General features: G+C 70.1%; 11 protein-coding genes. 1 reads left to right on the top strand and 10 read right to left on the bottom strand.

Annotation, left to right across the window (positions count from 1 at the left end; translation table 11 throughout):
• Positions 1 to 99: 99 nt before the first annotated feature.
• The 9 genes from aroB to AB0E78_RS21340 form a co-directional block, all read right to left on the bottom strand.
• The gene (gene aroB / locus AB0E78_RS21380; protein ID WP_361834538.1) at positions 100 to 1,212 is read right to left on the bottom strand and encodes a 3-dehydroquinate synthase; all 1,113 of its coding nucleotides are present in this window, start codon (positions 1,210 to 1,212) and stop codon (positions 100 to 102) included.
• Positions 1,209 to 1,724, bottom strand: coding sequence for a shikimate kinase (locus AB0E78_RS21375; protein WP_361834535.1), 516 nt, complete (start codon positions 1,722 to 1,724; stop codon positions 1,209 to 1,211). Before AB0E78_RS21375 ends, aroB begins: the two co-directional genes overlap by 4 nt.
• A complete protein-coding gene (gene aroC, locus AB0E78_RS21370; RefSeq protein ID WP_361834532.1) occupies positions 1,721 to 2,905 on the bottom strand; it encodes a chorismate synthase in 1,185 nt (394 codons plus the stop codon). Before aroC ends, AB0E78_RS21375 begins: the two co-directional genes overlap by 4 nt.
• 156 nt (positions 2,906 to 3,061) lie before the next feature.
• Complete coding sequence (locus tag AB0E78_RS21365) at positions 3,062 to 3,889, bottom strand: shikimate dehydrogenase (protein ID WP_361834529.1); 828 nt, start codon at positions 3,887 to 3,889, stop codon at positions 3,062 to 3,064.
• Entirely contained in the window at positions 3,889 to 5,610 is a 1,722-nt protein-coding gene (mltG, locus tag AB0E78_RS21360) for an endolytic transglycosylase MltG (RefSeq protein WP_361834527.1), read from the bottom strand. The genes AB0E78_RS21365 and mltG overlap by 1 nt, the downstream gene beginning before the upstream one ends.
• Before the next feature lie 124 nt (positions 5,611 to 5,734).
• Positions 5,735 to 6,199: a Holliday junction resolvase RuvX gene (gene ruvX, locus AB0E78_RS21355; RefSeq protein WP_361834694.1), complete on the bottom strand. Its 465-nt coding sequence runs from the start codon at positions 6,197 to 6,199 to the stop codon at positions 5,735 to 5,737.
• A gap of 20 nt (positions 6,200 to 6,219) precedes the next feature.
• Positions 6,220 to 8,889 carry an alanine--tRNA ligase gene (gene alaS / locus AB0E78_RS21350; protein WP_361834524.1) on the bottom strand — a complete coding sequence of 890 codons (2,670 nt, stop codon included), beginning with the start codon at positions 8,887 to 8,889 and terminating at the stop codon, positions 6,220 to 6,222.
• A complete protein-coding gene (locus AB0E78_RS21345) occupies positions 8,889 to 9,254 on the bottom strand; it encodes a DUF6167 family protein (protein ID WP_361834521.1) in 366 nt (121 codons plus the stop codon). Before AB0E78_RS21345 ends, alaS begins: the two co-directional genes overlap by 1 nt.
• A 7-nt stretch (positions 9,255 to 9,261) precedes the next feature.
• The gene (locus tag AB0E78_RS21340) at positions 9,262 to 9,732 is read right to left on the bottom strand and encodes a DUF948 domain-containing protein (protein WP_361834519.1); all 471 of its coding nucleotides are present in this window, start codon (positions 9,730 to 9,732) and stop codon (positions 9,262 to 9,264) included.
• 139 nt (positions 9,733 to 9,871) lie between these two features.
• Here AB0E78_RS21340 and AB0E78_RS21335 point away from each other — a divergent pair, with 139 nt between their 5' ends.
• Positions 9,872 to 12,052 carry a regulator gene (locus AB0E78_RS21335; RefSeq protein WP_361834516.1) on the top strand — a complete coding sequence of 727 codons (2,181 nt, stop codon included), beginning with the start codon at positions 9,872 to 9,874 and terminating at the stop codon, positions 12,050 to 12,052.
• Here AB0E78_RS21335 and rpsD read toward each other — a convergent pair.
• Positions 12,040 to 12,654, bottom strand: coding sequence for a 30S ribosomal protein S4 (rpsD, locus tag AB0E78_RS21330; RefSeq protein ID WP_361834513.1), 615 nt, complete (start codon positions 12,652 to 12,654; stop codon positions 12,040 to 12,042). The two genes, AB0E78_RS21335 and rpsD, sit on opposite strands and share 13 nt — an antisense overlap.
• Positions 12,655 to 12,889: the final 235 nt, after the last annotated feature.

Here is a 12,889-nt window from a genome sequence, read left to right as displayed (position 1 = left end):
CGAACGGTACCGCCCCCGGCCGACGTTGTGTGAACGGCCGGGGAGGCCGCATGGTGCCCGTGGCTTGTTCCTGCGGGCCGATTCCGTGCTGCTGGAGCGCTAGTTGGACACTTCGCCGTACGCGGCTAGGAGCACCGCGGGGTCGGGTCCCTCCAGGACGGTCGGCTTGCCGAGGCCGTCCAGGACGATGAAGCGCAGCAGGTCACCGCGGGACTTCTTGTCGACCTTCATGGTCTCCAGGAGCTTGGGCCACTGGTCGTAGCGGTAGCTCAGGGGCAGGCCGACCGACTCCAGGACGGCGCGGTGCCGGTCGGCGGTCGCGTCGTCGAGGCGTCCGGCGAGGCGGCCGAGTTCGGCCGCGAAGGCCATGCCCACGGAGACGGCGGCGCCGTGCCGCCACTTGTAGCGCTCGTTCTTCTCGATGGCGTGCGCCAGGGTGTGGCCGTAGTTGAGGATCTCGCGCAGGCCCGACTCCTTGAGGTCGCCGGAGACGACCTCGGCCTTGACCTTGATGGAGCGCTCGATCAGCTCGGCGGTGTGCCGTCCCTGCGGGCTGCGTGCCGCCTCGGGGTCCTCCTCGATGAGTTCGAGGATCACCGGGTCGGCGATGAAGCCGGCCTTGATGATCTCCGCGAGGCCCGACACGAAGTCGTTGACCGGCAGCGAGTCGAGCGCGGCCAGGTCGCACAGCACGCCCACCGGCGGGTGGAAGGAGCCGACGAGGTTCTTGCCCTCGGCGGTGTTGATGCCGGTCTTGCCGCCGACCGCTGCGTCCACCATGCCGAGCACGGTGGTCGGCACGGCGATCCAGCGGACCCCGCGCAGCCAGGTCGCGGCCACGAACCCGGCGAGGTCCGTGCTGGCTCCGCCGCCGACGCCGATGATGATGTCGCTGCGGGTGAAGCCGGACTGGCCGAGGGCCTTCCAGCAGTACGCGGCGACCTCGGCGGTCTTGGCCTCCTCCGCGTTCGGCACCTGGATGGCGACGACCTCGAAGCCCTGGCCCGCCAGGTCCTCGCGCAGCGCGTCGCCCGTCTCGGCCAGCGCCTCGGGGTGGATGATCGCGACGCGCTTGGTCCGCTCGCCGATCAGGCCGGGCAGCTCACCGAGGAGCTGCCGCCCGACGAGCACCTCGTACGGCTCGGTGCCCGCGGTGCCGCCGACCTGGATTCGGGTGGGCGTCTGCCCCGCCGTCTCAGCCATCTCCGTCATGCTTCCTTCAACTCCAGTGCGTCGAGGACCGCTTGGGCTACCTCTTCGGGGGTGCGGTCGTCGGTGGCGACGACGGCGCGGGCGACTTCGGCGTACAAGTGGCGGCGGGCGTCCATCAGTGCGCGCCACTGTTTGCGCGGGTTGACCGCGAGCAGCGGGCGCGCGACGTTCAGGCCGGTGCGCTTGACGGCCTCCTCGACGTCCATCGAGAGATAGACGACGGGGTGCGGGGCGAGGAGCGCGCGGGTCGACTCGTCGAGGATCGCGCCGCCGCCGAGCGCGAGGATGCCCCCGTGCTCGGCGAGCGCCGTGCGCACGGCGTCGCGCTCCAGGTCGCGGAAGTGTGACTCACCGTCGTCCAGGAAGATGTCCGAGATCTCCCGGCCCTGTGCGGCCACGATGTCGGCGTCGGTGTCCCGGTAGACGGAACCGAGGCGCTCGGCGAGCAGCGTGCCCACCGTCGACTTGCCCACGCCCATCGGTCCGACCAGAACGATCTGCGGGCCGGTCACCGGATCTGCAGGTTGTCGAGGTACGACTGGACGTTGCGCCGGGTCTCAGGGACGCTGTCGCCGCCGAACTTCTCCGCGACGGCGTCGGCCAGGGTCAGCGCGACCATCGCCTCGGCGACGATGCCCGCGGCCGGGACCGCGCACACGTCGGAGCGCTGGTGGTGGGCCTTGGTGGCTTCGCCGGTGGCGACGTCGATGGTGGCGAGCGCGCGCGGCACGGTCGCGATGGGCTTCATCGCGGCGCGCACGCGCAGCAGTTCACCGGTGGTCAGGCCGCCCTCGGTGCCGCCGGAGCGGCCGGAGGTGCGCCTGATGCCGTCGTCGGTGGAGACGATCTCGTCGTGCGCCTTGGAGCCCGGCACGCGCGCGAGGTCGAAGCCGTCGCCGACCTCGACGCCCTTGATGGCCTGGATGCCCATGAGCGCGGCGGCGAGCCGTGCGTCGAGCCGCCGGTCCCAGTGCACGTGCGAGCCGAGGCCGACCGGCACGTTGTACGCGAGGACCTCGACGACGCCGCCCAGGGTGTCGCCGTCCTTGTGGGCCTGGTCGATCTCGGCGACCATCGCCTTGCTCGCGTCCGCGTCCAGGCAGCGCACCGGGTCGGCGTCGAGCTTCTCCACGTCGGCGGGGGTCGGGTAGACGCCGTAGGGCGCCTTCGCCGCCGCCAGCTCCGTGACGTGGCTGACGATCTCGATCCCGGCCGTCTCCTTGAGGTACGAGCGGGCGACCGCGCCGAGCGCGACGCGGGCCGCGGTCTCGCGGGCGGAGGCGCGCTCCAGGATCGGCCGGGCCTCGTCGAAGCCGTACTTCTGCATGCCCGCGAGGTCGGCGTGACCGGGCCGGGGCCGGGTCAGCGGGGCGTTGCGGGCCAGGTCGGCGAGGACTTCCGGGTCGACCGGGTCGGCCGCCATGACCTGTTCCCACTTGGGCCACTCGGTGTTGCCCACCATGATCGCGACCGGCGAGCCCATGGTCAGGCCGTGCCGGACACCGCCCAGGAAGGTGACCTCGTCGCGCTCGAACTTCATGCGCGCACCGCGCCCATAGCCGAGGCGCCGCCGGGCCAGGTGGTCCGCCACCATCTCCGTGGTGATCGGCACGCCGGCGGGAAGACCCTCCAGCGTCGCGACAAGTGCGGGTCCGTGGGACTCTCCCGCGGTCAGCCAACGCAACCTGCTCAACGGTGCTCCTCATGCTCGCGCCTGGAACTGCGTGGCGCGACCGGGTGCGCGGCCCTGGCCCGCCATCCCCGATCCTCCCACGTCGGGGGCCGGGAGCCGTCCTCCGGTCCAGAAAGCGGACGACCGGCGGACAGCGGGCGGACGGTCGGCGTACGTCTAGCGCGCGGCCAGCGCGCGCTCTCCGGCCTTGCGCATGGCGGCCAGCGGCGCGGGCGAGCGTCCGGTCATCTGCTCGACCTGGAGCACCGCCTGGTGCACCAGCAGGTCGAGGCCGCTGACGACGGCACCGCCGTACATCGACCAGCGGGCCGCCAGTGCGGTGGGCCACGGGTCGTACAGGACGTCGAAAAGGGTCGCGGGCCGCTCGGGCACGGCGGCCGACAGCGCGTCGGTCGCGCCCGCCGGAGTCGTGGCGATCACCAGCGGCGCGCTCAGCGCCCGCTCGGCGTCCGCCCAGTCCTCCGTGCGCACCTGCACGTCGAGCCGCTCGCCCCACTCCCGCATCTCGGCGGCGCGGGCCTGACTGCGTACGTACGCGACGACCTCGCCCGTGCAGATCCGCGCGAGCGCGGCGAGCGCGGACGACGCGGTGGCGCCCGCGCCGAGGATCGCCGCCGACTCGACCTGCTCGATGCCGCGTTCCCGCAGGGCGGCGACCATGCCGGGGATGTCGGTGTTGTCGCCGACGCGGCGGCCGTCGTCCGTGAAGACGACGGTGTTGACCGCCTCTACGGAGGCGGCGGTCTCGCTGATCTCGTCGAGCAGCGGGATCACCGCGCGCTTGAGCGGCATCGTCAGGGAGAGCCCGGCCCACTCCGGCCCGAGGTCCTTCAGGAAGCCGGGCAGGGCCGCCTCGTCGACGTCGAACAGGTCATACGTCGAGTCGGCCAGACCCAGCTCCCCGTATGCGGCGCGGTGCAGCACCGGGGAGAGGGAATGGGCGATCGGTGAGCCCAGGACTGCGGCTCGGCGCTTGGTGCTCATCACCCGGAATTCTTCTTCTGTTCCTCGAGGTACTTCTGACGGTTGCGCTCGTGCTGCTTATTCGTCTCGGCGAACAGCGTCTCGTCCGCGTTGATGGAGACGAAGTAGTACCAATTCCCCTTGGCGGGATGCAGCGCGGACTTGAGCGCCTCGTCACCGGGGTTGCCGATCGGCCCGGGGGGCAGACCCTTGATCTTGTACGTGTTGTACGGGTCGTTGAACTTGCGGAGATCGTCGACCGTACCGGTCTCCAGGGTGCTTTCGGCCTTGGCGTAGTTCACCGTGGAGTCGAAGTCGAGAAGACCGTACGTCTCCGTGTTGTTCGGCTTGAGGCGGTTGTAGACGACCGTCGCGACCTTATCGAAGTCGTGCTTGTACTTGCCTTCCGCCTGGACCAGGCTCGCCACCGTGAGCACCTGGAGCGGGTCCTTCAGGTTCAGCTCGGCGGCCTTCGACTTGAGACCCAACTCGTCGTACTTCTGGCTTGATTGGGCCACCATCTTCTTGAGGACGTCCGCCGGCTTCTGGCCCTTGGCGACCGGATAGCTGGAGGGGTAGAGGAAGCCCTCGAGCGGGTCCTTGATGTCCTTGTTGGTGTTCGCCCAGTCAGGAAGTCCGAGGGATTTCCAGTTCTTCTTGGCAACACCCTCGGTGGTGCCCTTGTCGAGTTCCAGGCGCGTATCGATCTGCCTGTAGACCCAGGAGTTCCGCTTGCCCTCGGGAATGATGAGGTTATTGCGGCTCTTGGGGCTGAGCATGAGTTCGACCGCGCTCTTGGCCGACATTTCCTTCTTCAGGACATAAACGCCGTCCTGAATGGAATCGCCCTTGGGATTCTGTGCCTGCGCGGAGACGAAGGCGTCGACGCTCTTGACGACTCCGGCTTCCTTCAGTTTCTGGCCGATCACATAGCCGCCAGCTCCCTTCGGGATGTCGACGGTCGCGAGGCCGGTTCCCTCGCCCGCGTAGTCCGGCGACGTACCGAATCGGTCCTGGTAGAACTGGTACCCGAAATAGCCGACCCCGCCGAGGCCACCGGCGAAGACCAACGTCACGACCAGGCACGCGCAGCCACTCCTGCGCTTCTTCGGTTTCTTGCCGCCCCGGCCGCCCCGACGGTCGCCGCGGCCACCGCGGCGCCCCGGGTCATCGTCGTCGTCCTCGTCGTCATCGGCGCCGGAGAAGAAGGCGTGCTCGCCCTGGTCCGGTCCCGGATCCCAGTCCTGCTTGGGCTCGGGGTCAGGACGGCGCCGGGACGGCGGCTCCGGCGGCGGGTAGGCGTCGGGGGTGCCGTAGAAGTCCGGGCTCTCCGCGCCGTAGCCGCCCTGCTGACCGCCGTAGGGGTCCGACGGATCGGTGCCGTACGGGACCTGGCCCTGCTGCCCGGCGTCCCAGCCGCCGTTGTACTGCTGCTGCTCCGGGCCGCCGTTGTACCCCTGGTCGGGTCCGCCGTCGTACTGCTGCTGGGGGGCACCCTCGTACTGCTGTTGGCCTGCGGGCCCGCCGTACTGTTGCTGGCCGTAGCCCTGCTGCTGGCCCGTGCTCCAGTCGTCGTACTGCGCCTGCTGGGGGTGCTGCGGCTGCTGAGGGTGGTACTGCCCCTGGCCGCCGTAGGGGGACGGGCCGCCGGCGGCCTGCTGTCCTCCCCATCCGCCGTCCCCGTACAACGGGTCCTCGGGATGCCACGGTTCGGAGCCTGGACCCCGGCCATACTCAGTCATCGATCCCCTACATGCCGCGAGGCGGGGCCGCCGTCTGAGTGGGAGGGCAACCGTTCCGCCTCTTGATGCTGTGCGGCAGCTGTTCGAACACCGCCGCATCGCGCGGAACGTTACCGTATCGCGATCACATGACCACTTCGACGCCCTCGCCCGGAGCTTTACCTGACGCCCGTTCGGACTCCAGTGCCTGCTGAAGGATGATGACGGCCGCCGCCTGATCGATGACAGACCTGCCCTTTTTGGACTTCACGCCCGAGGCGCGCAGCCCCTGACTGGCCGTCACTGTGGTCATCCTCTCGTCGAGAAGTCTCACCGGAATGGGCGCGACCAGCCGCGCCAGATCCTGGGTGAAGGCGCGGACCTTGACGGCCGCCGGGCCCTCACCCCCCTTGAGGGAGCGAGGGAGACCGACGACGATCTCGATCGGTTCGTACTCGTCGACGAGCTGCTGCAACCTGCGCTGAGCAGCCGGGACATCGCGTCCCGGCACCGTCTCCACCGGCGTGGCGAGGATCCCGTCGGGGTCGCACGAGGCGACCCCGATCCGAGCGTCACCGACGTCGATCGCGAGGCGTCGGCCCCGGCGCATGCCCGCGGCGGCCTCGGTCATCAGGCCGTCTCGGCGACGAGGCGCTCGACGGCGGCCATGGCGTCGCCGATGGCCGCGGGGTTCTGGCCGCCGCCCTGGGCGACGTCCGGCTTGCCACCGCCACCGCCGCCGAGGGTCTTGGCGGCCGTACGGACGAGGTCGCCGGCCTTGAGGCCGCGCTCGCGGGCGGCTTCGTTCGTGGCGATGACCGTCAGCGGGCGGCCGTTGGCCGTGGTGAACAGCGCCACCACGGCCGGGCGGTCGCCCTGGATGCGACCGCGCACGTCGAGGACCAGCTTGCGCAGGTCGTCGGCGCCCGTACCGTCCGGCACCTGGCCGGTGACGAGAGCGACGCCGCGTACGTCCTTGGCGTTGTCGACGAGACCGGCGGCGGCCGCCAGGACCTTCTCCGCGCGGAACTTCTCGATCTCCTTCTCGGCGTCCTTCAGCTTGCCGAGCATGGCGGAGACCTTCTCGGGCAGCTCCTCGGAACGGCCCTTGACCAGCTCCTGGAGCTGGGCGACAACCGTGTGCTCCTTGGCGAGGAAGTTGTACGCGTCGACGCCGACCAGGGCCTCGATACGGCGCACGCCGGAGCCGATGGACGACTCGCCGAGCAGCTTCACCAGACCCAGCTGGGCGGTGTTGTGCACGTGCGTGCCGCCGCACAGCTCCTTGGAGAAGTCGCCGATGGTGACGACGCGGACCCGCTCGCCGTACTTCTCGCCGAACTCGGCGATGGCGCCCTGCTTCTTGGCCTCGTCGATCGACATGACCTCGGCCTGCACGTCGAGTTCGTGGGCCAGGACTTCGTTGATCTTCTGCTCGACGTCCGTCATGACGGCCGTGGGCACGGCCGACGGGGAGCCGAAGTCGAAGCGGAAGCGGCCCGGCTGGTTCTCGGAACCGGCCTGGGCGGCCGTCGGGCCGAGCGCGTCGCGCAGCGCCTGGTGCGTGAGGTGCGTGGCGGAGTGCGCGCGGGCGATGGCACGGCGGCGGTGCACGTCGATCGAGGCCCAGACCTGGTCGCCGACGGTGATCTCGCCGACCTGGACGACGCCCTTGTGGACGTGCACGCCGGGGACCGGCTTCTGCACGTCACGGATGTCGACGACGGCACCGCTGTCGAGGCGGATCCGGCCGGAGTCGGCGATCTGGCCGCCTCCCTCGGCGTAGAAGGGGGTGCGGTCGAGGACGACCTCGACCTCGTCCCCCTCACGGGCGGCGGGGGACGAGACGCCGTTGACCAGGAGACCGACGATCACGGCCTCGTTCTCGGTGAGGGTGTAGCCCGTGAAGTCCGTGGCGCCGGAGGCGTCGGCGATCTCGCGGTAGGCGTGCAGGTCGGCGTGGCCGGTCTTCTTGGCCTGCGCGTCGGCCTTGGCACGCTCCCGCTGCTCCTTCATCAGGCGCCGGAAGCCGTCCTCGTCCACGGAGAGGCCCTGTTCGGCGGCCATCTCCAGGGTGAGGTCGATCGGGAAGCCCCAAGTGTCGTGGAGCAGGAACGCCCGGTCGCCGGAGAGGACCGTGCCGCCGGCGGCCTTGGTCTCGGTGACGGCGGTGTCGAGGATGTTCGTGCCGCCCTTGAGGGCCTTGAGGAAGGCGGCCTCTTCGGCGAGCGCGACGGTCTCGATGCGCTTGCGGTCGGTCTCCAGCTCGGGGTACTGCTCGCCCATCGACTTGATGACCGTGTCGACGAGCTCGTGCACGACCGGGCCGGTGGCACCCATCAGGCGCATGTTGCGGATGGCGCGGCGCATGATGCGGCGCAGCACATAGCCGCGGCCTTCGTTGCCGGGCGTCACACCGTCGCCGATGAGCATCACGGACGTACGCATGTGGTCGGCGACCACGCGCAGGGAGACGTCCGAGCCCTGCTCGGCGCCGTAGCGGACGCCGGTCAGCTCGGTGGCCTTGTCCATGACCACGCGCAGGGTGTCGGTCTCGTACATGTTCTGCACGCCCTGCAGGATCATGGCGAGACGTTCGAGGCCGAGGCCGGTGTCGATGTTCTTGCTGGGCAGGTCGCCGAGGATCTCGAAGTCCTCCTTCGAGGTGCCCTCGCCGCGCTCGTACTGCATGAAGACCAGGTTCCAGATCTCCACGTACCGCTCGTCGTTGACGGCCGGGCCGCCCTCGACGCCGAATTCGGGGCCGCGGTCGTAGTTGATCTCGGAGCAGGGGCCACAGGGTCCGGGGACGCCCATGGACCAGTAGTTGTCCTTCTTGCCCAGGCGCTGGATGCGCTCGGCGGGGACGCCCACCTTCTCGCGCCAGATGGTCTCGGCCTCGTCGTCGTCGAGGTAGACCGTCACCCAGAGGCGCTCGGGGTCCAGGCCGTAGCCACCGTCCGCCACGGAGCTGGTGAGCAGCTCCCAGGCGAACTTGATGGCGCCTTCCTTGAAGTAGTCACCGAAGGAGAAGTTGCCGCACATCTGGAAGAACGTGCCGTGCCGCGTGGTCTTGCCGACCTCTTCGATGTCCGGCGTGCGCACGCACTTCTGCACGCTCGTGGCGCGCGAGAACTGCGGCTTGACCTCACCCAGGAAGTAGGGCTTGAAGGGCACCATGCCCGCGGGGACGAGGAGCAGAGTCGGGTCGTCCGCGATGAGCGACGCCGAAGGGACGACGGTGTGCCCGCGCTCCTCGAAGAAGCTCAGCCAGCGGCGGCGAATCTCGGCCGACTCCATCAGTGGTCCTCATTCCGGTTGTACGAGTACTTCGACTTCGAGAGGTACTTGCCCTGCTTGTTCTTGTCGGTCTTGCTGGTCCTGGCGTTCTCGATGGCCACGACCACCCGGCGCTGTCCCGGCAGTTCGGGGTCGGCCGGGGCGTCGAGGCCCAGGGCCTCGCCCAGTTCGGCCTCGCGCTGGGCCATGCCGTCGCGGACGTCGAGAGCGAAGTCCTTGAGTTTGTGACCCGCCTCGACCGCCTTGTTCGCGGCCTGCGCCGCGAGGCTTTCGGGGGTCAGTTGCTTGATCTTGCGGTTGACCTTGGTGGTGGCCCACACACCGGCAGCGGCGCCCGCGGTGAACCAGAACGTACGGCGGAACATCGCTGCGTCAGTCCTTCTTCCGCTTGCCCCGCCGCCGCGCGGAGGGGACGGTGCGCCCCACGATCACGGTACGTCGGGCGGGCGTCGGGGGCACATTGGTTGATTCGGGTCCTGCCTTGCGGCCCAGGGCCCTGCGCACCCCGTAGCCGAACGCCGCGACCTTGACGAGGGGCCCGCCGAAGGTGGAGGCGACCGTCGTGGAGAGCGCCGACGCGTTCGACGTGACCTCCTGGACGTCCGAGGCGATGGCGTCGACCCGCTCGATCTGGGTCTGCGCGGAACGCACCGCGGTGGAGGCGTCCGCGAGGAGCGGGACGGCCTGCTCGGTCACTTCCGCGACGAGCTTGGTGGTCGCCCTGAGCGTCTGCGCCAGCCTCACCAGCACCACGGCCAGGAAGGAGACGAGGATCGCCCAGAAGACGGCCACCAGGATCCCGGCCACCTCTCCACCCGACACTGCGCACCGCTCCCTGAACATCGGTCCTGAACATCGAAAAGTCGTCCTCCGACCCTATCGCGCCGGGGCCGAGGCTCCGCACCGCATTACCGTGTACGGGCAGGGGAGTTGCCTGAAGTGATTGTACGGACTGCTTACGGATGAGTACGCTCCGTATCTCATGCGACGCGATCAGCGCACGGGCGACCAACGGCACGGCTCCTCCGCACCGCCACCGAGACCCGGCAACCTCCCTCTGGAGCTCAACGCCTTCGTCGGACGCACCGCCGAACTCGCCGCTCTCGCCGCCGCGTCGGAGGCCGCACGCCTGGTCACGGTGACCGGGGTGGGCGGCGTCGGGAAGTCCCGCCTCGCCCTCCGGGCCGCCTCCGGCACCGCGCCGCGGGACGGCGCCTGGCTGGTGGAACTCGCCGGGGTCCGGGACCCGGATCTGGTGGAGCACGCGGTCGCCGACGCGCTGCGTCTGACGGATCACACCCGCCGCCCGCCGCGCACGGTGCTGCTCGACCATCTCGCGCAGCGGGAAGTCCTCCTCGTCGTCGACGGGTTCGAGCACCTCGTGGAGGCGTGTGCCTCGCTGGTGGGGGAGCTGCTGCACCGCTCCCCCGGGCTCCGCGTGCTCGCGGTGGGGCGCCGGCCGCTGGACACCTGTGGCGAGCGGATCTTCCCGCTCGCGCCGCTGCCCGCCGACGACGCGGCCACGCTGTTCGCCGACCGGGCTGCTGCGGGGCTCCCGGGGTTCGCCCTGGACGAGGAGAACGCAGCGGACGTGGCGGAGCTCTGCCGCCGCCTGGACGGGATCCCGCTGGCCGTCGAACTGGCGGCGGGGCGGCTGCGGGCGCTCTCTCCCGCGCAGTTGCTCTCCCGGCTCGACGACCGTTTCGCGCTGCTCACCGGTACGCGGCGCGATGTGCCGCCGCGGCACCAGACCCTGCGTACGGCCATCGGCTGGAGCCATGAGCTGTGCACGGCGGGCGAGCGCCTCCTGTGGGCGCGGCTCTCCGTGTTCTGCGGTCCTTTCGACCTGGAGGCCGCCGAGTACATCTGCAGCGGGGACGGACTGCACGCCGATGACGTCCTCGACGTACTGGGCGAGCTGCTCGCGCAGTCCGTCGTGACCCGCGAGGAAGGCCCGGCGGGCGTCCGCTATCGCATGCTCGACACGGTCAGGGCGTACGGCGCCGACTGGCTGGAGGCGTCCGGCGACGCGGCGCGGATGCGGCGGCGGCACCGCGACTGGTACATGGGCCTCGCCACCTGGTGCGAGCTGGACTGGTTCTCGCCGCGCCAGGCGCGGGTCGCCGAGCTCGTCGACTGCGAACTGCCCAATCTGCGGGGCGCCCTCGAGTACTGCCTGACCGAACCGGACGAGACGCATCTGGGCCAGTATCTGGCGGGCAGCCTGTGGTTCTACTGGGTGGGCTGCGGGCGGCTCGCGGAGGGGCGGCACTGGCTCGACCGCGCCCTCGAACTGGACGGCGGCCACGACGACTCCCGCCTCAAGGCGCTGTGGGTGCTCGGCTATGTCGCGGTCCTGCAGGGCGACACGGTCGCCGCGCTCGCGGCGCTGCAGGAGTGCAAGGACGAGGCGGAGCGCACGGGCAGCGCGATCGCCACCGCGTATGCGGTGCACCGCATCGGCTGCCTCGCGCTCCTCGCGGACGACATGGAGCGCGCGGAAACCTTGCTGCGCTCGGCCCTCGACCAGTACCGCGAGATCGGCGAGCTCAACAGCAACGTCCTGATGGGCCAGGTCGAGCTGGCCATGGCGCTCGCCTTCCGCGGGGAGCTCGCCGACGCGGTGGAGCTCTGCGAGGACGTACGCCGGGTCTGCGAGGACCACGGCGAGCGCTGGACTCTCGCGTACGCCCTCTATGTGCTCGGCTTCGCGGCCTGGACGCGCGGCGAGGCCTCGACGGCCCGTGATCTGGTCATGCGGTGCCTGGCACTGGACCACGCCTTCAACGATCTGCTCGGCACGGTGCTCGCGATCGAGCTGCTCGCCCTGTTCACCGTGGTGGAGGGCGATCCGGCCGAGGCCGCGGTCCTGCAGGGCGCCGCGTCCCGCATCTGGCCTTCGGTGGGGCTTCCGCTGTTCGGCTCGGGGAACTTCGGCGGGCCGCACGCGCTGTGCGAGTCGCAGGCGCGCGAGCAGCTGGGCGACGCGCGGTACGAGGAGTGCGTGGCTGCCGGGACACGTCTCGCCCCGGACGCGGCGGTGACCCGGGCCCTGGGCACGGGCTCCAGGGGCAACGCAAAAACCCGCCGCCTGCCCCACCACGAAGGGAGGGCGGGCGACGGGCTGAAGCAGGGAGAGCTACGTCCGGGTCAGCGGGCGTAGTACTCGACGACGAGCTGCTCGTCGCAGATCACGGGGATCTCCTTGCGGTTCGGGTCACGGTCCAGACGGAAGGCCAGGGCCTTCAGGTTCACCTGGAGGTAACGCGGGATCTCGCCGTCGGGGGCGAAGCCACCCTCACGCGAGACCACGAACAGCGGCTTCTCACGGCTGCGCTCGCGGACCATCACGACGTCGTCGGGACGGACGCGGAACGACGGCTTGTCGACCTTGCCGCCGTTGACCTCGATGTGGCCGTGGCTGACCATCTGACGGGCCTGGTAGATCGTGCGGGCGATGCCCGAACGCAGGATCAGGGCGTCGAGACGGCGCTCGAGCTCGATGACCAGGGCCTCGCCGGTCTTGCCTTCGGCCTTCTTGGCGCGGTCGTAGGCACGGGCCATCTGCTTCTCGCTGATGTCGTACTGCGCGCGCAGACGCTGCTTCTCGAGCAGACGGACCTTGTAGTCCGAGTTCTGCTTGCGCCCACGGCCGTGCTCGCCCGGCGGGTAGGGGCGGGCCTCGAAGTACTTGACGGCCTTCGGGGTCAGCGCGATGCCGAGGGCACGCGACTTCTTGACCTTGGGGCGGGACTGGTTCGTCATGAACCAACCTCTCTGTTCAGTGTGAAATCGGCTTCACCAGGGTTAGGGGAGGTCGCATCCGCAGCCTGGGAAACCCATCGGATCCGGTGGTGCTGGATCCGGCGGGCAGCCGCTCCCTGGTCTGGGCACTATGTGCAGCACGCGAGTGGCCCACCGACCGCTTCCCGGAGTACGAGATGGTGGTGGGCTGCCCGCGACACCTTCGACGGTGCGCGACGCTCCTGGAGATCCCTGG

The organism is Streptomyces sp. NPDC032198, assembly GCF_040636975.1.
In the GTDB taxonomy this organism is placed as follows: domain Bacteria; phylum Actinomycetota; class Actinomycetes; order Streptomycetales; family Streptomycetaceae; genus Streptomyces.
The sequence above is the reverse complement of the archived record's forward strand: the minus strand, read 5'-3'. Positions and strand labels throughout refer to the sequence as shown.